Genomic DNA, 19,725 nt, shown 5'->3' with positions numbered 1-19,725 from the left:
AGCCCCTGATCAGGTCTTATGTGCCAGTGATCGCTGGCGCGATGTGTGCGGGGGGTGAAAACGCGTTACCGGCGGGTACCCAAAGACCGGAACGACGCCTACGCTCGGCGTCATGACGGACTCGCAGGCCCCCGCCGCCCTCACGGTTCCCACCGCCGACGCCGCGCCGGCGGCCCGCCCCGCCGCCCCGGCCGGCGCGACCAACCCGGTCGCCCCCGCCCCGGTGGGCGCCCGGACCGCCGCCGGCGTCGTGACCCCCGACCTGGTCGCCCGGCTCACCCGGGGCGTCATCGGCTCGGGCCGCACCGCCAACCACACCCCCTTCACCGGGGCGAAGCTGGCGGACCTGCCGGAGGCCACGCCCGAGGACGTCGCCGAGGCCTTCGACCGCGCCCGCGCCGCCCAGGCCGCCTGGGCCGCCACCCCCGTCCGGGCCCGCGCCGCCGTGCTGCTCCGCTTCCACGACCTGGTCCTCGCCCGCCAGTCCGAGGTCCTCGACCTCATCCAGCTGGAGACCGGCAAGGCCCGGCTGCACGCCCACGAGGAGGTCCTCGCGGTCGCCGTCGCCGCCCGTCACTACGGCCGCAAGGCGTCCTCGTACCTCCGTCCCAAGCGGCACACCGGCGTCGTCCCGACCCTCACCAAGGTCACCGAGCTGCGCCAGCCGCGCGGGGTCGTTGGCCAGATCGCCCCCTGGAACTACCCCCTCGAACTCTCCGTCGGCGACGCCCTGCCGGCCTTCGTGGCGGGCAACGCCCTCGTCATGAAGCCCGACACCGAGACCGCGCTCACCGCGCTCTGGGCCCGTGACCTGCTTATCGAGGCCGGACTGCCCGCCGAGGTGTTCCAGGTCGTGCTCGGCGAGGGCCCGGTCGTCGGCCCCGAGGTCGTCCGCCACGCCGACTACGTCTCCTTCACCGGCTCCACCCGCACCGGCCGCGAGGTCGCCCAGGGCGCCGCCGCCCGTCTGGTCGGCGTCAGCCTGGAGCTCGGCGGCAAGAACGCCATGCTGGTCCTGGAGGACGCCGACATCGAGAAGGCGGCGGCCGGCGCCGTCCGCGCCTGCTTCTCCTCCGCCGGACAGCTCTGCATCTCCATCGAGCGCCTCTACGTGCACGAGTCGGTCGCCGACGCCTTCCTGGAGCGCTTCGCCGCCCGCACCAAGGCCATGCGGCTCGGCAACTCCCTCGCGTACGGCGCCGACATGGGCTCCCTCGTCGGCGAGCGCCAGCTGGAGACCGTCACCAAGCACGTCGAGGAGGCCGTCGCCAAGGGCGCCAGGCTGGTCGCCGGCGGCGTCGCCCGCCCCGACATCGGCCCGCTCTTCTACGAGCCGACCATCCTCGACGGCGTCGAGGCCCCGATGACCGTCTGCGCCGAGGAGACCTTCGGCCCGGTCGTCTCCGTCTACCGCTTCACCGACGAGGACGAGGTCGTCGCCCGCGCCAACGCCACCCCGTACGGCCTCAACTCCTCCGTCTGGACCACCGACGCGCGCCGCGGCCACGCCGTCGCCGCCCGGCTGCGCACCGGCACCGTCAACATCAACGAGGGGTACGCGCCCGCGTACGGCAGCGTCCGCGCCCCGATGGGCGGCATGAAGGACTCCGGCCTCGGCCGCCGCCACGGCTCCGAGGGCATCCTCAAGTACACCGAGGCCCAGACCGTCGCCCAGCAGCGCCTGATGCCGCTCGCGCCGTCCTTCGGGATGGACGACGAGAAGTACGCGGCCGTGATGAGCCTGTCCCTGAAGGCGCTGAAGGTCCTCCGCCTGGGCTGACGCGCCGCCCGCACGCCCCGCCCCTGTTCCCTTACGAGTTTCCTTACGAGGTTCTGCGAGGAGAGCCATGACCGCGGTACCCCCTGCCCGAAATCAGGACGAGGACGACGCGTACGACTACGACGTCCTCGTGGTCGGCTCCGGCTTCGGCGGTTCGGTCACCGCCCTCCGCCTCACCGAGAAGGGCTACCGGGTCGGCGTCCTGGAGGCCGGCCGCCGCTTCACCCGGGAGACCCTGCCGAAGAACTCCTGGGACCTGAAGAACTTCCTGTGGGCCCCGACGCTCGGCCTGTACGGCATCCAGCGCATCCACCTGCTCGGCAACGTGATGGTCCTCGCCGGCGCGGGCGTCGGCGGCGGCTCCCTCAACTACGCGAACACGCTGTACGAGCCGCTGGCGCCGTTCTTCGACGACCCGCAGTGGAAGGACATCACCGACTGGCGGGCCGAGCTCGCCCCGTACTACGACCAGGCGAAGCGGATGCTGGGCGTCCGGCTGAACCCGACGATGACCCCCTCCGACGTGCACCTGAAGGCCGCCGCCCAGGCCATGGGCATCGGCGACACCTTCCACATGGCGCCGGTCGGCGTCTTCTTCGGGGACGGCCGGGACGCCGTCGGCGAGGACGGGGTCGGGACGGCCAGGGCGAAGCCGGGCGGCGAGGTCGCCGACCCGTTCTTCGGCGGCGCGGGCCCCTCCCGCAAGGCGTGCACCGAGTGCGGCGAGTGCATGACCGGCTGCCGCCACGGCGCCAAGAACACCCTCAACGAGAACTACCTCTACCTCGCGGAGAAGGCGGGCGCGGTCGTCCACCCGATGACCTCCGTCGTCGCCCTCACCGAGGACTCGCGCGGCGGCTTCGCGGTCAAGACCCTGCCCACCGACGACCGGAAGAAGGGCCGGGGCCGCACCTTCACCGCCCGCCGGGTGGTCGTCGCCGCCGGCACGTACGGCACCCAGACCCTGCTCCACCGGATGAAGGACACCGGGCTGCTGCCCCGGATCTCCGCCCGGCTCGGCGAGCTGACCCGCACCAACTCCGAGGGCCTGGTCGGCGCCCAGACCACCGACCGCCGCTACCGGCGCAAGCACGGCAAGGACAGGGCCGACTTCACCCGCGGCGTCGCCATCACCTCGTCCGTCCACCCCGACGAGAACACCCACATCGAGCCGGTCCGCTACGGCAAGGGCTCCAACTCGATGGGCGGCCTCACCGTCCTCCAGGTGCCCTACGGCGCCCACCGGGTGCGCAACTGGGCCCTCAACATGGCCCGGCACCCGCTCCTCGCGCTCCGCTCGCTCTCCAACCGGCGCTGGTCCGAGAAGACCATCATCGGCCTGGTCATGCAGTCCCTCGACAACTCGCTGACCACCTACCGCAAGCCCGGCGGCCTCGGGAAGGGCCTGCTCACCGCCCGCCAGGGGCACGGGGCGCCGAACCCGACGCAGATCGAGGCGGCGACCCGGGCCGCCACCCTGCTCTCCGAGGAGATCAACGGCTTCGCCGGGTCGAACATCGGCGAGCTGATGGGAACCCCGCTGACCGCGCACTTCCTCGGCGGCTGCCCGATCGGCGCGGACGCGGAGTCCGGCGTCATCGACCCGTACCACCGCCTCTACGGCCACCCCGGCATCTCGGTCGTGGACGGCTCGGCGGTCTCCGCCAACCTGGGCGTGAACCCGTCCCTGACGATCACCGCCCAGGCGGAGCGGGCGATGTCCTTCTGGCCGAACAAGGGCGAGGAGGACCCGCGCCCCCGGCAGGGGGAGGCGTACGAGCGGCTGACGGCGGTCGAGCCGAAGTCCCCGGCGGTCCCGGCCGGGGCGTTCGGCGCCCTCCGGCTGCCCTTCCTCGGCATCCCGGCGGTCCCGCCGAAGAAGAAGCCGTAGCGGACCGGACCCGCGGGAACGGGCGCACGGGTCCACGGGATCCGGGCGTACGGCCGCAGGGGATCCGGACGCACAGAAAGGGCGCTGCACCCCCCTCCGAGTGCAGCGCCCTTTCGGCTTTTCGGTGTTGCTGCATAGATGACCGCCGGGCCCCGCCTTTGGTTGTAGGCGTTGCCCCGGATCTTCATGTGACGCGCGTCACATGGGGCGGTGGGGTATGGGGAGGGCCCGTGCCGCGATTCCGGTCGCGGCACGGGCCCTGGCGTCGGCACCGGTGTCAGGGCAGCGGCGGTGCCGAGCGGAGCGGCGCCGGGGGGTGCGCCGCGTCGGGGAGGGGAAGTCGGAGGGGACGGTGCGGACGGGGGTGGGGGTGCCGGACCGCGCGATCCGCGGCCGGTGAGAGCCGATCGCGGACGGCCCCGGGCGTCCCCGGGGCCGACCGCTCTTTCCGGGTGACCGGACTGCTGTCCCCTGCCGTCCGGTCACGTGCGCTGGAGCGAGGTCCCACGACGCACGGAAGTGCGTCACACGCTCCAGCGAAGCCACGCGTGGTTTTTCTGCGGGCCCGCCCCTGGCTGGCACGGACACCCCGCTCAACGAAGCCCGGCGGGGCCCGGTCACGCGCCGTACGGGTGAGACCGGCCCCGAACGCGGGTGCGGGCACCCACCCGGGCGCGCCCGCCCCCGCCGGTCGGTGGGCCGCACCGGGTGATCGTCCCGCCGCCCGCTGGGTCCGCCCCCGCATCGGCGGTCCCGCCGCCCGGCGGGTCAGACGCGGCCGCGGCACAGCTCCAGCATCGTCATGGCCAGGGCCGTGCCCGGCTTGCCCAGCGCGTTCCGGTAGTGCTCCAGCACCTCCATCTCGCGGGCCAGGTTCACCCGCCGGCCGCCGGAGGAGATCCGGGCCTCCTGGATCACCGCCGAGACCGCCATCCGCTCCTGGATGAGGCCGATGATCCGGTCGTCGAGCGCGTCGATCCGCGTCCGGGCGTCGCCGATCAGCGAGGCCGCCTCGTCGGTGCGGGCGCCGGTCTGCTCGGTGGGGGTCTTGGTCGTCACGGGGGCTCCTGGTGGTGTGGAGGCCCCGGACCGACACGGCCCGGGAAAGCAGGACGCCCCGGGCCTTGTCGGCCCGGGGCGCCTGGGAAGTCGCTTGTCAGTTGCTCAAGCAGCACGACCATGGCAGCCGGTGGGCCGGTTGCCATAGGTAAAGAGGAAGGTCGAGTGCTCGCGCATGGCGCCCAGTATGGACCCCGCGCTCCCGCCGGGGGCAAATCGGGCCCGGATGGTGAGACGAAGGCCACCCCGGTTCGGATGGTGAGACGAAAAGCGTTCGGCCGACGCCGGTAGAATCGACAAATAGCCCCCCTTCGGGGGAACCCCCTACCGCCGGAAGGCCGCCGTAGTGTCATCAGCGACTCCCGCTGCCGCGCCCGACGTCTCCAACCCGGACGTAGTCCTCGTTGTCGACTTCGGCGCCCAGTACGCCCAGCTCATCGCCCGCCGCGTCCGTGAGGCGCGGGTCTACAGCGAGATCGTCCCGTCCACCATGCCGGTGGCCGAGATGCTGGCCAGGAACCCGAAGGCGATCATCCTCTCCGGCGGTCCCTCGTCCGTGTACGCCGAGGGCGCCCCGCGCCTCGACCGCGCGCTCTTCGAGGCCGGCGTCCCCGTCTTCGGCATGTGCTACGGCTTCCAGCTGATGGCCCAGACCCTGGGCGGCACCGTCGACGACAACGGCGCCCGCGAGTACGGCCGCACCCCGCTGCACGTCACCAAGGCCGGTTCCACCCTCTTCGAGGGCACCCCGGTCGAGCAGTCCGTGTGGATGTCGCACGGCGACGCCTGCTCCGCCGCCCCCGAGGGCTTCGCCGTCACCGCCTCCACCGACGTGGTCCCGGTCGCCGCCTTCGAGAACGACGAGAAGAAGCTCTACGGCGTCCAGTACCACCCCGAGGTGCTGCACTCCACGCACGGCCAGCAGATCCTGGAGCACTTCCTCTACCGCGGCGCCGGCATCGAGCCCAGCTGGACCACGGGCAACGTGATCGAGGAGCAGGTCGCGGCCATCCGCGCCCAGGTCGGCGACAAGCGCGCCATCTGCGGCCTCTCCGGCGGCGTCGACTCCGCCGTGGCCGCGGCCCTCGTCCAGAAGGCCATCGGCGACCAGCTCACCTGCGTCTACGTCGACCACGGCCTGATGCGCAAGGGCGAGACCCAGCAGGTCGAGAAGGACTTCGTCGCCGCGACCGGCGCCCGCCTGGTCGTCGTCGACGCGGAGAAGCGCTTCCTCGACGCCCTCGCCGGCGTCTCCGACCCGGAGACCAAGCGCAAGATCATCGGCCGCGAGTTCATCCGCGTCTTCGAGCAGGCGCAGCTGGAGATCCTCCAGGAGGAGGGCCCCGAGGTCGCGTTCCTCGTCCAGGGCACCCTCTACCCGGACATCGTCGAGTCCGGCGGCGGCACCGGCACCGCCAACATCAAGTCCCACCACAACGTGGGCGGCCTCCCCGACGACATCGAGTTCGAGCTCGTCGAGCCGCTGCGGCAGCTCTTCAAGGACGAGGTCCGCATGGTCGGCCAGGAGCTCGGCCTGCCCGAGGAGATCGTCCAGCGCCAGCCCTTCCCCGGCCCCGGACTCGGCATCCGCATCGTCGGCGAGGTCACCAAGGAGCGCCTGGACCTGCTGCGCGAGGCCGACGCCATCGCCCGCGAGGAGCTGACCGCCGCCGGTCTCGACCGCGAGATCTGGCAGTGCCCGGTCGTCCTCCTCGCCGACGTCCGCTCCGTCGGCGTCCAGGGCGACGGCCGCACCTACGGCCACCCGATCGTCCTGCGCCCGGTCTCCTCCGAGGACGCCATGACGGCCGACTGGTCGCGCCTGCCCTACGAGGTCCTCGCCAAGATCTCGACCCGCATCACCAACGAGGTCGCCGACGTCAACCGCGTCGTCCTCGACGTCACCAGCAAGCCCCCGGGCACCATCGAGTGGGAGTGACCCCTCCCGCCCGCGCACGAGGCCGCCGTCCCCGCACCCCGGGGCCGGCGGCCTCGCCGCTTCCCGGACACCGGCGGGGATCCGGTCCCGTCCGGGCTCTGGTGACTTGACCGGCCGGGCGTTACCTTCCGGCGCATGACCGAGATACCCGCCCCCGTCCCCGTCGACCGGCTCCACTTCGCCATGCCGCCCGTCCACGCGACGGCCGCGGAGGAACGCGCCCACCGCAAGCAGCGGCTCGCCGGCGCCCTGCGCCTCTTCGGACGGCTCGGGTACGAGGAGGGCGTCTCCGGCCACATCACCGTCCGCGACCCCGAGCACGACGACTGCTACTGGGTGAACCCCTTCGGCGCCCCCTTCGGCGACCTCACCGCGAGCGACCTCGTCCTCGTCAACGGCGAGGGACAGGTCGTCCTCGGCGGCCAGCACGTCAACCAGGCCGCCTTCACCGTCCACGCCCAGGTCCACCGCGCCCGCCCCGACGCCGTCGCCGTCGCCCACACCCACTCCACCCACGGCCGCGCCCTGGCCGCCCTCGGCGAACTCCTCGACCCCCTCACCCAGGAGGCCTGCGCCTTCTACCAGGACCACGCCCTCTACGACGCCTACACCGGCGTCACCGTCGACCCCGAGGAGGCCCGCCGCATCGCCCTCGCCCTCGGCCCCTTCAAGGGCATCGTGCTGCGCAACCACGGCCTGCTCACCGTCGGCTCCTCCGTCGACGCCGCCGCCTGGTGGTTCATCGCCATGGACCGCTGCGCCCGCGTCCAGCTCGCCGCCCGCGCCGCCGGCAAACCCGTCCTCATCGACCACAGGGACGCCGTCGCCACCCGCGAACAGCTCGGCAGCGACCTCGTCGCCTGGATCAACTACCAGCCCCTCTGGCGCAGGATCAGCCGAGCGGAGCCCGAACTCCTGTCGTAACACCATCGCCTCACCTTTCTGTACGTCAATGGGATGGCGCGGCAATCACTCCTGGGCGGGGCGCACGGAGCCCTCCCGAGCACCCTCGGTACGGAACAATTCCGAGGATCCCCGGGCTCGCCGAGCACTCAGGACTCGTCGGGAACCCGGGCCTCGTCGGGAATTCAGGAAGTGACGGCACCGTGGCGGTTCAAGAGGCGAGACAGCACGGCGGGCGCCACGGCGCCGGCGAGCACCCGACGGCCTGCTCCGGCTGCGCCCACTGCGGCGAGACCGGCCACCGGCGGGCCGTCGCCGCCTTCCTCGCCCGCCGCGAGGAACTCGCCGCCGGTCACGGCGTCCCCACCGCCGTCGTCCACTCCCCGGTCGCCGCCCGCCAGTGGGTCTCCGACGAACTCGCCCAGTCCGCCCGCGCCGTCACCGCCCACGGCCGGGAGGCCTCACTCGCCTGGCTCGCCCGCGTCCGCACCGGCAGCCTCGCCGCCGTCTGGGCCGCCGTCCTCGCCCTCCTCCTCGGCCAGGCCCTCACCGCCCTCGGCACCGGCTGGACCGCCGCCCGCACCGCCGGCCTCTGCACCGCCCTCCTCCTCGCCGTCCCGCTCACCGCCGCCGCCCACGCCCACCGCACCCGCGGCGGCCTCCTCGCCCCCCTCACCGGCGAGGACAACCGGCTCTCCACCACCCGCGCCGTCGCCGCCGCCTGGCTCCTCTTCCTCTGCTACGCCCTCCTCTTCCTCACCTCCCGCGGACTCGGCGCCACCCCCTTCGGCCTCTCCGGCGCCGCCGGCCTCGTCACCGTCCTCGGCCTCGTCTCCGCCGTCGCCGTCACCGCCCGGCTCGTCGTCTCCACCCGGATCGCCGGCCTGCGCCTCCAGAAGGTCCGCGCCGACCGGCCCCGCGCCGCCGACCTCCTCTGCGACGACAACGGCCGCGCCGACCTCGCCGACGTCCAGTACGTCCTCGTCTCCGGCGCCGTCCTCGCCTTCGCCGCCGTCCGGCTCGCCACCGACCCCGCCCGCCTCCCCGAGCTGCCCTGGTCCCTCGCCCTCCTCGTCGCCGTCTCCGCCGCCTGGCACCTCGCCGCCAAGTGCACCGAGGGCGGCGGGCCCGCCGTCCACTCCGTGGTCCGCGCCCGCGAGGCCGGCGACCTCGACGCCCCCATCCGCACCGGCGACGACATCGAGATCCGCGGCCACGGCTTCGTCCCGCCCGGCGCCGCCGCCCCCGACCCGCTCACCCGGCTCGTCGTCCGCATCGGCCCCGTCCACGCCCACGTCCCCCTGGTCCCGGTCCCCGGCGGCTTCGCCAACCCCACCGACACCGTCCTCACCGTCCCCCTCCCCGCCGACGTCGAGCCCGGCCGGGTCGAGGTCTCCGTCGTCACCGCCGCCGGCCTGGAGACCAACCGGGTCACCATCGACGTCACCGACTGAGGAGACCTCCCCTCCTGTGTCCCTTCACAGGACAAGCGGAGACAATCGATCCGCGAACAGTCGTACGGGGTGTGGAGAGGTGACCGATCATGAGCGCGTACCCGGACCGCCCCGGCGGAACGACCCCGAGGGAACGACTGGACCGCCTGCGGGCCACCGCCTCCCGCCACGCCCTGCTGCCCCTGCGGATCTTCCTCGGCGTCACCTTCGTCTACGCCGGTCTCGACAAGCTCACCGACCCGGCCTTCCTCGCCGACACCGGCACCGGCTCCCTCGGCGAGACCATGCGCGGCGTCCGTGACTCCTCGGCCGTCCCGTGGCTCGTCGACCTCGCCCTCCACAGCCCCACCGGCTTCGGCTACGCCATCGCCCTCGGCGAGCTCGCCGTCGGCATCGGCACCCTCCTCGGCCTCTTCGCCCGGGTCGCCGCCCTCGGCGGCGCCCTGATCTCGCTGAGCCTCTGGCTCACCGTGAGCTGGCAGGTGACCCCGTACTACCTCGGCAACGACCTCGCCTATCTCATGGCCTGGCTGCCGCTGCTGCTCGCCGGGGCGCCGACGCTCTCCGCCGACCGGCTCCTCGCCGAACGCCGCCGCACCCCGTAGGCCACCCAGGTCAGCAGACCGGCCACGCCCAGCGCGCCGCACATCACCGGCACGACCAGCCACCAGGGCACCGACCAGCGTCCGGCGAGCTCGCCGCCGTACGCCCCGGCCAGGGCGAGGGCCGCCACCCCGACGACCAGCCGGCCCGGACGGAACTCATGAAGCAGCACGGGTGACCTCCACCTGTCCAAGGCCGACCTCCAGCGAGAGGTCCACCGTCCCCGCCGGGTCCGTCCCGGCGGGCGGGTTCAGCGTCCGGGTCTCGTCGCGACCCGGCTCGATGTCGATGTCGTCGGGCGCCTGCCCCGGCAGCTGGAGATCACCGAGCCCCACCTGGGCGCGCATTCTCACCACCACGTCCTCGGGCACGATCACCTTCAGCCGGCCCGCGCCCACGTCGACCGCCGTGGACACCGTCGTCCCCTCCGGCACCGAAAGGCGGGACAGGTCCAGCGTCCCCACGCCCGACCCCAGGTCGTACTGCTGCTGCACCGCGGCCACCGTCGGCGGCGCCCACGTCTGCCGCGCCCAGTCCGTCGTGATCCGGTCCGGCAGGGAGACCGCCCCGGCCAGCAGCGCCGCCGTCACCACCGTCTGGAAGATCGTGCCGAAGCCCGTCCGCCCCAGGAAGCTGCTGACGACCAGCCCGAGGCCCAGCACAGCGAGCGCACCCGCCAGGCCCGTCGCCAGGCTCGTGCCCAGCGGCTCCGACTCCCACGTCAGCGCCGTGCCCGTGGCCGCGGCGGCGCAGGCCAGGAGATGGACGAGGCCGGCGATCGAGTACGGGCTGCGCCGAACCGAGGGCTTCGGCCGGCCGGGATCCGCGGGCGCGCCCCACTGGCTGCCCGGCTCCGGCACCTCGCCGCCGACCCGGCCCTGCTCGTCGACGATCCCGTGCGGGCCCCACAGATAGCCGATGGCCACCTTGCCCGTGGACCCGTCCTTCACGATCGGGTCCCGCCACCACGAGCTCATCTCCCGCTCCAGATAGGTCATCGGCGGGGCCTTCGCCTCCGGCGGCACCGGCACCCGTCCGTGCGGAACCGCCGGCTTCGCCGCGGGATCGCCCTCGGCCTCCTCGCCGACCCGCCGCCGCTGCGACCAGTACGCGGCACCGGCCGTCACCAGCGACAGCGTGATCGCGAAGCCCAGCAGCGACCCGGTGCGCAGCATCGACAGGAAGATGCCGCAGCCCACCAGCGCCAGCAGTATCGCCGCGAGCGAGGCGCCCGAGACCCGGCCGGTCAACAGCCGCCGGCCCTCGCTCTCCTCCTCGCCCGCGAGCGGGATCAGCAGCCACGCGAAGCCGTAGAAGACCAGTCCTATGCCACCGGTCACCGCCAGCACCGCCGTCACGATCCGGAAGATCACCGGGTCCATGTCGAAGTGCCGGCCGAGACCGCCACAGACCCCGCCGACCACTCGGCTCGTGCGCGAGCGGCGCACGGGAGCTGCGGAGGCGGCATCGGCCGCGGAGGGGGCCTCGTGCTGCGAAGGCCGCGAAGGCGTCGAACTCGTCATGCACCCATGGTGACCGCCCGTGACCCCCGGACGGCACCGGGATCGACCCTGGCCCGACCCTGATATTCGGTGGGGCACCGACCCCGAGGCGATCCCGGGGTCGATCTCAGGGCCGACCCTGATGCCCCGCGGCGGCCGGACGTGTGACGATCGGTGCATGTCCGCCACCGCTCGCGTCACCGACCTCGACGAACCGCCCGTGCGCCGGCTCTACCGGAGCGCCGACGGGCGATGGCTCGGCGGTGTCGCCCGCGGCCTCGCCGGACACCTCGGCGTGCCCGTCGCCTGGGTCCGCGCCGTCTTCGCGGTGCTCGCGCTCACCGAGGGCCTCGGGCTGCTGCTCTACGCGGTCTTCTGGATCGTCGTCCCGCTCGGCGTCGGCGGCCGGGCCGAGCCCCGCTCCCTCTTCGAGGCCACCGAGGACGGCAGACGCCGGCTCCGCAAGCCCGACCCCGGCCAGATCGTCGCCCTCGTCGCCCTCGCCCTGGGTATCTCCGTCTTCCTCGCGAACCTGCGGCTGGACGGCGAGACCGGCCGGTACGTCTGGCCGGCGCTGCTCATCGGAGTCGGCGTCGTCCTGGTCTGGCGGCAGGCCGACAACGCCCGCCGCGACGTGTGGACCGGGCGCGCGGACAAGCACGGGCGCGGCTTCCACCTCGTGCGCGGGCTCGTCGGCGTCGCCCTGGTCGGTACCGGTCTCGCCGTCTTCGTCGTCGTGCGCGGCTCCGTCGCCCAGATCGGCACCGCGCTGACCGCCGCCGTCGCCGTCCTCACCGGCATAGCGCTGCTCGCCGGCCCCTGGCTGATCCGGATGTCGCAGGACCTCAGCGCGGAGCGGACCCTGCGCATCCGGGCCCAGGAGCGGGCCGAGGTCGCCGCCCACGTCCACGACTCCGTGCTGCACACCCTCACCCTGATCCAGCGCAACGCTGACGACCCCGGCGAGGTCCGCAGGCTCGCCCGCGCCCAGGAGCGGGAGCTGCGGAACTGGCTGTACAAGCCGGAGGGCACCGGCCGGGACGAGGAGCCGGAGACCCTCGCCGAGGCGGTCAAGCGGGCCGCCGCCGAGGTCGAGGACAAGCACGGCGTGCCGCTGGAGGTGGTCGTCGTCGGCGACTGCCCGCTCGACGAGAAGCTGACCGCGCAGATGCAGGCCGCGCGCGAGGCCATGGTCAACGCCGCCAAGTACGGTGGCGAGGGCGGGGCGGTGCAGGTGTACGCCGAGGTGGAGGGGCGCACGGTGTTCGTCTCGGTCCGCGACCGGGGGCCCGGATTCGACCTGGACGAGGTCCCCGGGGACAGAATGGGCGTACGAGAATCGATCATCGGCCGAATGCAGCGCAACGGCGGCACGGCCCGGCTGAGGGCCGTGCCGGGCGGGGGCACGGAAGTCGAGCTGGAGATGGAGAGGGCGGACGGATGAGCGACGAGACCGGGACGGCGACCGGGGCCGACGGGGAGACGGGACCGGGCGCGGCGGGCGGCGCCGGACGCCGGGTGCGGGTCGTCCTCGTCGACGACCACCGCATGTTCCGCACCGGGGTGCAGGCGGAGATCGGCCGGACCGACATCACCGGGGTCGAGGTCGTCGGCGAGGCCGCCGACGTCGACCAGGCCGTCACCGTCATCACCGCCACCAGGCCGGAGGTCGTGCTCCTCGACGTCCACCTGCCCGGCGGCGGCGGGGTCGAGGTGCTGCGCCGCTGCGCCGGGCTGATGGGCGCCGTCGAGGACCCGGTCCGCTTCCTCGCGCTCTCCGTCTCGGACGCGGCGGAGGACGTGATCGGCGTGATCCGCGGCGGGGCCCGCGGCTACGTCACCAAGACGATCACCGGCGACGACCTGGTGGACTCGATCTTCCGGGTCCAGGAGGGCGACGCCGTCTTCTCCCCGCGCCTCGCCGGCTTCGTCCTGGATGCCTTCGCCTCCACCGACGCGCCCCCGGTGGACGAGGACCTGGACCGGCTGACCCAGCGCGAGCGGGAGGTGCTGCGGCTGATCGCCCGCGGCTACGCCTACAAGGAGGTCGCCAAGCAGCTCTACATCTCGGTGAAGACCGTCGAGTCGCACGTCTCCGCGGTGCTCCGCAAGCTCCAGCTCTCCAACCGCCACGAACTGACCCGCTGGGCCACCGCCCGCCGCCTGGTCTGAGGCCCCGGCCCGGGACTCCCCGGGGAGTCCCGGGACTCCCCGGGCAGCCTGCGGGCCAGATCGCCCGGGGAGCCGGACCGTTCGGGGACCGACAGCCCGGAGCCGGGCCCCACGGGACCCGGCTCGAACGAGGTCCGGCTCGAACGGGATCCGGCTCGAACGGGGTCCGGGTCCAAGCCGCCCGGGGCCCGGGGCGACCCGCCGTCCCAGGCGACCCGGCGTCCCAGGCAGAGCAGACGTCTCAGGTGCTCCCTGTCTCAGGCGACCCGGGTGGCCCCCGCGAAGGGCATCTCGTCGATCGGTGCGACGCGGATCGGGGCGCCGGGGCGGGGGGCGTGGATCATCTGGCCGCCGCCGATGTAGAGGCCCACGTGGCTGATGCCGGAGTAGAAGAAGACCAGGTCGCCCGGGGCCAGCTCGGAGCGGGAGACCCGGCGGCCGGCGTTGATCTGGGTGTAGGTGGTGCGGGGCAGGGACACCCCGGCAGCCCGCCAGGCGGCCTGGGTGAGCCCCGAGCAGTCGTAGCCGGCGGGGCCGGTGGCGCCCCAGATGTAGGGCTTGCCGAGCTGGGCGCGGGCGAAGGAGATCGCTGCCGAGGCCCGGCCGGTGGGGGCGGCGACCGGGGTCCGGTCGGCCGAGGAGCGGTCCGCCCGGGCGCCGGGCGAGGCCGCCGCGCCGATTCCGGCCGTCGGGGCACCGGGGCGGGCGCCGGCCGCGACCGTGGGCGCCGTTCCCTCGCGGGCGGCGACGGCCGCCTCGTACCGGGCCCGCTCCTCGGCGGTGAGCCGGGCCAGGAGTTCCCGCGCGGCGGTCAGCTTGCCGAGGACGGCGGCCTTCTGGCGGCGCAGTTCGGCCTCGTGGCCGCGCAGGGCGGTGAGCCGGCCGGAGGACTCGGCGCGCAGCTGGGCGAGGGCGGCGAGCTCCCGGCGTACGGCGGTGACGGTGGCGGTCTGCCGGTCACCCGCCTTCTCGGCGAGCGCGGCCCGCTCCAGGTACTGGTCGGGGTCCGAGGTGAGGGCGAGCTGGACGGCGGGGTCGAGCCCGCCGGAGCGGTACTGCGCGGTGGCGACGGCCCCGAGGCTGCGGCGGGCGGTGTTGAGCCGGTCGGTGCGGCGGGCGGCCTCGTCGCGCAGCTTGTCGTAGGAGGCGCGGGCGGCGTCGGCCTGCTCCTTCGCGCCGTTGTACCGCTCGGTGGCGGCCTCCGCCTGCTCGTAGAGGCGGTCGACCTCGGCCCTGACCTGGGCGGGGGTGCGGTCCGGGCGGGCCGGGTCGGCGTGTCCGGACCCCTCGAAGAGGGTGGCGCCGGCGGCGGAGGCCAGGGCGAGCGTGGCGGCGGTGCGGGCCGCGGGGCGGCCGAACGACGACTGCCTGGGTTTTCGGTGAGCTGCCACGAGGGCGGGTCACATCCTCTCCCTGTGGGGGACGGTGCCGGCCGGAGCCGGCGACGGACCGTACAGGGGAAACGGGCCGCCGCCGGGGTTCTCCGGCGTGGGCGGCCGGCACCACCGGAGGATCCGGCGGGGTGGGGAGCCGACCACCTGGGGCAGGACGCTAGCCCCGGGGGTCACGCCGCGGCGGAGGTTTGACCGGTATTGGCGACGGATGGCGTTCGGAGATCGTTCTCTTTCGCCCGCCGGGGCGGTCGGCGCGGGTTTCCGCGAGGCGGCGACCGAAGCGGGGGAGTGGGTGGACCCGGCCGGAGAGCGGTGCTAGGGCCCCGGTTAGGCTCCGCCCATGGACGTCCTCATCAATGTCTTCGTCGCGCTGCACATCATCGGCATCGCCTCCCTCCTGGGCGGGTTCCTCACCCAGATGAAGGCGATCGGCGCCGGTACGGCCCGGATCAACCCGGCCATGCTGCACGGCGCGCTGACCATGCTGGTCACCGGAGTCGCGCTCGTCGGCCTCAACCAGGCGGACGACCAGACGGTCAACAACATCAAGATCGGCGTCAAGCTGGCGATCCTCCTGGTGATCCTCGGGATCGTCTACGTCAAGCGCGACGAGGAGACCGTCGACAAGGGCCTCTTCGCCGCCGTCGGCGGCCTGACCACGGCGAACGTCTTCATCGCCACCCTCTGGGTCTGAGTCCCGAGGGGTCCGGAGCAGCCCCGGAGGGCCCCGCGAGGCCCCCGGCGGCCCCTCCCGGTGGGCGCGCTCACACCGGGAGCGGGCCGAAGACGGACCCGCTTGTCGGCGGGGCGTCCTAGACTCGTGAGGCGATGAGCAGCCTCTTTGACGACAGCTTCCTGGCCGGCCTCCAGTCCCACTCCCCGGAGGACGCCCCGCCCCCGCCCGAGGACGACGCGTACGACGCGCCGGCCGAGGAGGTCCCGCACGATCTGTTCGGGGAGCACTTCGACGCGCCCCCGCCCCGTGATCCGTACTACCGCGACGGCGCGGACCGCCCCGTCGTGGACCCGGCCGCCCTGCTGGACGGGCTGAACGAGCAGCAGCGCGCCGCCGTCGTCCACACCGGCTCCCCGCTGCTCATCGTGGCCGGTGCCGGCTCCGGCAAGACCCGGGTCCTCACCCACCGCATCGCCCACCTCCTGGGCACCCGGCACGTGCACCCCGGGCAGATACTGGCGATCACCTTCACCAACAAGGCCGCCGGGGAGATGAAGGAGCGCGTCGAGCAGCTCGTCGGCCCGCGGGCCAACGCGATGTGGGTGATGACCTTCCACAGCGCCTGCGTCCGCATCCTGCGCCGGGAGAGCAAGCGGCTGGGCTTCACGTCCTCCTTCTCGATCTACGACGCCGCCGACTCCAAGCGCCTGATGGCGCTGGTCTGCCGGGACCTGGACCTCGACCCGAAGAAGTTCCCGCCGAAGTCCTTCAGCGCCAAGATCTCCAACCTGAAGAACGAGCTGATCGACGAGGAGTCCTTCGCCGACCAGGCCGCCGACGGCTTCGAGAAGACGCTGGCCGAGGCGTACCGGATGTACCAGGCGCGCCTGCGCGAGGCGAACGCGCTGGACTTCGACGACATCATCATGACGACGGTGCACCTGCTCCAGGCGTTCCCGGACGTCGCCGAGCACTACCGCCGCCGCTTCCGCCACGTCCTCGTCGACGAGTACCAGGACACCAACCACGCCCAGTACACCCTGGTGCGCGAGCTGGTCGGCACCGGCTACGAGGACCTCGGCCCGGCCGAGCTGTGCGTCGTCGGCGACGCCGACCAGTCGATCTACGCCTTCCGCGGCGCGACGATCCGCAACATCCTCCAGTTCGAGGAGGACTACCCGGACGCGACGACGATCCTGCTGGAGCAGAACTACCGCTCCACCCAGACGATCCTGTCCGCCGCCAACGCGGTCATCGAGCGCAACGAGTCGCGCCGCCCCAAGAACCTGTGGACCAATGCGGGCGCGGGCGCGCAGATCACCGGCTACGTCGCGGACACCGAGCACGACGAGGCGCAGTTCGTCGCCGACGAGATCGACCGGCTCACCGACGCGGGCGACGCGAAGGCCGGCGACGTGGCGGTCTTCTACCGGACGAACGCGCAGTCCCGCGTCTTCGAGGAGATCTTCATCCGCGTCGGCCTGCCCTACAAGGTCGTCGGCGGCGTGCGCTTCTACGAGCGCAAGGAGGTCCGGGACGTCCTCGCCTACCTGCGCGTCCTCGCCAACCCCGAGGACAACGTGCCGCTGCGCCGGATCCTCAACGTCCCCAAGCGCGGCATCGGCGAGCGCGCCGAGGCGATGATCGACGCCCTGTCGCTCCGGGAGAAGATCACCTTCCCGCAGGCCCTCAAGCGGGTCGACGAGGCGTACGGCATGGCCGCCCGCTCGGCCAACGCCGTGAAGCGGTTCAACGCGCTCATGGACGAGCTGCGGACCATCGCCGAGTCCGGCGCAGGCCCCGCCGTGGTCCTGGAGGCCGTGCTCGAACGGACCGGTTACCTGGCCGAGTTGCAGGCGTCCACCGACCCGCAGGACGAGACCCGGATCGAGAACCTCCAGGAACTCGCCTCCGTGGCCCTGGAGTTCGAGCAGGAGCGCGGCGACGAGGAAGGGGCGGGCACGCTCGCCGAGTTCCTGGAGAAGGTCGCGCTCGTCGCCGACTCCGACCAGATCCCGGACGAGGACGAGGAGGGCTCCGGCGTCATCACGCTGATGACCCTGCACACGGCGAAGGGCCTGGAGTTCCCCGTCGTCTTCCTCACCGGCATGGAGGACGGCGTCTTCCCGCACATGCGGGCCCTCGGCCAGACCAAGGAGCTGGAGGAGGAGCGGCGCCTGGCGTACGTGGGCATCACGCGCGCCCGCGAGCGGCTCTACCTGACCCGCTCGTCGATGCGCAGCGCCTGGGGCCAGCCCTCGTACAACCCGGCCTCGCGCTTCCTGGAGGAGATCCCGGCCGCGTACCTGGAGTGGAAGCGGACCGGCGCGGTGGCGAAGCCCGCGGGTCCGACGGCGGGGATCACCTCCTCGCTCTCCTCGTCCCGGGCCCGCTCCGGCCCGTCCGGCTTCGCGACCCGCCGCGCGGGCGGTTCGGACAAGCCGGTGGTCTCGCTGGCGGTGGGCGACCGCGTCACCCACGACCAGTTCGGCCTGGGCACGGTCGTGGCGGTGACGGGCGCGGGTTCGGACGCGCAGGCGACGATCGACTTCGGCGACGAGAAGCCGAAGCGGCTGCTGCTGCGGTACGCGCCGGTCGAGAAGCTGTAGGTGGTACGGCGAGGAGCCGTGGGCAGGACGTGACGAGGGGCCCGGTCCGTCGCGGACCGGGCCCCTCGTCACGTCCTGGGGGTCAGCTCGTGGGGTCGAGGCCCTTGGAGCGGAGCCAGGCGAGCGGGTCGATGGCGGAGCCGCCGCCCGGTCGGACCTCGAAGTGGAGGTGCGGGCCGGTGGAGTTGCCGGAGTCGCCGGAGTAGGCGATGACCTCGCCGGCCTTGACGGTGCCCGAGCGGTACTTGGCGCCGCTGAGGTGGCAGTACCAGGTTTCGGTGCCGTCCGGGGCGGTCAGGATGACCATGTTGCCGTAGGCGTAGTTGAGCTGGGTGCGGACGGTGCCGTCGGTGGCGGCCATCACGGGCGTGCCGGTCATGACCGGGAAGTCGATGCCGGTGTGCACCGACATCCAGTTGACGCCGGACTGGCCGAACCGGGCGCTGAGCTGGTGCAGCTTCACCGGCAGCGAGAACTTGGGGCGCAGCGCCTCGCGGCGGGCGGCCTCCTCCTCGCGCTTCTTCTTCTCGGCGGCCTGGCGGACCTTGAGGTCGATGCGCTCCTGGGTGCGGCTGGCGCGGTCGCCGAAGTCGCGCACCCCGGCGTCCAGGGCGCTGAGCTGGGTGTCCACGGCGGTGTTGGCCGCGATCTGCTTCACGGCGGCCGGGTCGGCGGCGGCGAGCGCGGTGGTGTCCTTCGGCTTCGTGCCCTCGTCGCCGGAGCCGGTGAGCCCGCCGACGGAGGCGGCGGCGATGCCCGCGACCCCCATGACGCAGGCGGAGGGCACGGCGACGGTCAGCAGCGCGGACCGCTTGGCGGGGGTGCGCCGCCGGGCGCGGCTGCCGCCGGAGGAGCGGCGCGCGGGGCGGGCGGCGGAGGCGTCGGTACGGACCTCCGGGGCGGGCGCGGGGGTTTCGGGCGCGTCGTCGGCGTGCTCGGCGGCGGCCTCGTCACCGGCGTCCGGATCGGCGTCCGCGTCGCTGCCGTACGCCTCGGGCTCGTGTGCCTCGGAGCCGTACGCCGCCTCGGGCTCGTGCGCCTCGGGCTCCTGGCTGTCCGGCTCGTAGGAGAAGGCGAACTCGGCGGTCTGGTCGACCCGTTCGGCCTGGGGGGCGTACTGCTGGGGGACGACCGGCTCGGCCGGTTCGGAGACCTGGTTCCAGGCGGTGGCGTCGTAGGCGCCGGTGTCGGTCGCGAAGGCGGGTGCGGCCCACTGGCCGGTCGCGTCGTACGCCTCGTGGCCGTACGCGCCCTGCGCCGCGTAGGCGCCGGAGTGCAGGTTCTCGTACTGGCCGGTGTGCTGGGCCTCGGTCCAGGCGGTGGCGTCCCACTGGCCGGTCGTGTCGTACGGCGCGGGCTGCCCGTGAGCCGGGGCCGCCGCGTAGACGTCGGTGACGGCCGGGGCGGTGGCGGTGGCGGCGGTCCACTGGCCGGTGGTGTCCCACTGGCCCGTCGCGTCCCACTGTCCGGTGGTGTCGTACGCGACGGCGGTGTCGTACGTGCCGGTGGCGCCGTACGCGTCGTACGTTCCGGTGGCGGCGTACTGACCGAGGTCCCACTGGCCGCTGTGGCCGGTCTGCCCGGGGTCGGACCAGGTCCCGAAGAGCGGGTCGGCCGCGAAGCCGCCGGTGGAGTGGGCGCCGTCTCCGGCGTACCCGGCGTGGGGGTGCTGGTCGTTCACCAACGTCTCTCTCGCCTCGGCAGCAGGACCAGTCCGGGGAGGGCCCGACAGGGGGTGTCCCG

Annotated in this window: 15 protein-coding genes; 10 read left to right on the top strand and 5 right to left on the bottom strand. The window is 73.5% G+C overall.

The window, feature by feature from the left end; translation table 11 throughout:
- Positions 1-112: 112 nt before the first annotated feature.
- Together IE326_RS08205 and IE326_RS08200 are read left to right on the top strand one after the other, a co-directional pair.
- Positions 113-1,780, top strand: coding sequence for a succinic semialdehyde dehydrogenase (locus tag IE326_RS08205; RefSeq protein ID WP_190041183.1), 1,668 nt, complete (start codon positions 113-115; stop codon positions 1,778-1,780).
- A 67-nt stretch (positions 1,781-1,847) separates the two neighbouring features.
- A complete protein-coding gene (locus IE326_RS08200) occupies positions 1,848-3,671 on the top strand; it encodes a GMC family oxidoreductase (protein WP_150230851.1) in 1,824 nt (607 codons plus the stop codon).
- A 768-nt stretch (positions 3,672-4,439) separates the two neighbouring features.
- On the opposite strand, the gene IE326_RS08195 is transcribed toward IE326_RS08200, so the two are convergent.
- On the bottom strand, positions 4,440-4,730 hold the full coding sequence (locus IE326_RS08195; RefSeq protein ID WP_190041182.1) for a chorismate mutase: 291 nt from the start codon (positions 4,728-4,730) through the stop codon (positions 4,440-4,442).
- Positions 4,731-5,076: 346 nt separating this feature from the next.
- On the opposite strand from IE326_RS08195, the gene guaA reads away from it, so the two are divergent.
- From guaA to IE326_RS08175, 4 genes are all read left to right on the top strand, one after another.
- Entirely contained in the window at positions 5,077-6,669 is a 1,593-nt protein-coding gene (gene guaA, locus IE326_RS08190) for a glutamine-hydrolyzing GMP synthase (protein WP_150230854.1), read from the top strand.
- A gap of 135 nt (positions 6,670-6,804) precedes the next feature.
- Positions 6,805-7,593 carry a class II aldolase/adducin family protein gene (locus tag IE326_RS08185; RefSeq protein WP_150230856.1) on the top strand — a complete coding sequence of 263 codons (789 nt, stop codon included), beginning with the start codon at positions 6,805-6,807 and terminating at the stop codon, positions 7,591-7,593.
- A gap of 182 nt (positions 7,594-7,775) precedes the next feature.
- Positions 7,776-9,026, top strand: a complete 1,251-nt coding sequence (locus tag IE326_RS08180; RefSeq protein WP_190041181.1) for a hypothetical protein — start codon at positions 7,776-7,778, stop codon at positions 9,024-9,026.
- 89 nt (positions 9,027-9,115) lie between these two features.
- Positions 9,116-9,631: a DoxX family protein gene (locus tag IE326_RS08175; RefSeq protein ID WP_190041180.1), complete on the top strand. Its 516-nt coding sequence runs from the start codon at positions 9,116-9,118 to the stop codon at positions 9,629-9,631.
- Here the strand turns inward: IE326_RS08175 and IE326_RS08170 are convergent.
- Together IE326_RS08170 and IE326_RS08165 are read right to left on the bottom strand one after the other, a co-directional pair.
- Positions 9,541-9,801: a hypothetical protein gene (locus tag IE326_RS08170; protein WP_190041179.1), complete on the bottom strand. Its 261-nt coding sequence runs from the start codon at positions 9,799-9,801 to the stop codon at positions 9,541-9,543. The genes IE326_RS08175 and IE326_RS08170 overlap by 91 nt on opposite strands.
- The gene (locus IE326_RS08165) at positions 9,788-11,152 is read right to left on the bottom strand and encodes a PspC domain-containing protein (protein WP_190041178.1); all 1,365 of its coding nucleotides are present in this window, start codon (positions 11,150-11,152) and stop codon (positions 9,788-9,790) included. Before IE326_RS08165 ends, IE326_RS08170 begins: the two co-directional genes overlap by 14 nt.
- Before the next feature lie 157 nt (positions 11,153-11,309).
- Here IE326_RS08165 and IE326_RS08160 point away from each other — a divergent pair, with 157 nt between their 5' ends.
- The gene (locus tag IE326_RS08160; RefSeq protein WP_150230866.1) at positions 11,310-12,575 is read left to right on the top strand and encodes an ATP-binding protein; all 1,266 of its coding nucleotides are present in this window, start codon (positions 11,310-11,312) and stop codon (positions 12,573-12,575) included.
- Entirely contained in the window at positions 12,572-13,303 is a 732-nt protein-coding gene (locus tag IE326_RS08155; protein ID WP_150230868.1) for a LuxR C-terminal-related transcriptional regulator, read from the top strand. The genes IE326_RS08160 and IE326_RS08155 overlap by 4 nt, the downstream gene beginning before the upstream one ends.
- A gap of 257 nt (positions 13,304-13,560) precedes the next feature.
- Here IE326_RS08155 and IE326_RS08150 read toward each other — a convergent pair whose 3' ends face one another.
- Positions 13,561-14,694, bottom strand: coding sequence for a C40 family peptidase (locus IE326_RS08150; protein ID WP_190041177.1), 1,134 nt, complete (start codon positions 14,692-14,694; stop codon positions 13,561-13,563).
- A gap of 343 nt (positions 14,695-15,037) precedes the next feature.
- On the opposite strand from IE326_RS08150, the gene IE326_RS08145 reads away from it, so the two are divergent.
- Both IE326_RS08145 and pcrA read left to right on the top strand, forming a co-directional pair.
- A complete protein-coding gene (locus IE326_RS08145) occupies positions 15,038-15,391 on the top strand; it encodes a hypothetical protein (RefSeq protein WP_150230872.1) in 354 nt (117 codons plus the stop codon).
- 134 nt (positions 15,392-15,525) lie between these two features.
- The gene (gene pcrA, locus IE326_RS08140; RefSeq protein WP_150230874.1) at positions 15,526-17,982 is read left to right on the top strand and encodes a DNA helicase PcrA; all 2,457 of its coding nucleotides are present in this window, start codon (positions 15,526-15,528) and stop codon (positions 17,980-17,982) included.
- Between the two features lie 82 nt (positions 17,983-18,064).
- On the opposite strand, the gene IE326_RS08135 is transcribed toward pcrA, so the two are convergent.
- Positions 18,065-19,666, bottom strand: coding sequence for a M23 family metallopeptidase (locus IE326_RS08135; protein ID WP_190041176.1), 1,602 nt, complete (start codon positions 19,664-19,666; stop codon positions 18,065-18,067).
- Positions 19,667-19,725 lie beyond the last annotated feature (59 nt).

The organism is Streptomyces filamentosus, from assembly GCF_014654895.1.
Classification (GTDB): Bacteria; Actinomycetota; Actinomycetes; order Streptomycetales; family Streptomycetaceae; genus Streptomyces; species Streptomyces filamentosus.
Note: the sequence above shows the minus strand (reverse complement) of the source record. Positions and strands in the feature narration are given on the sequence as shown.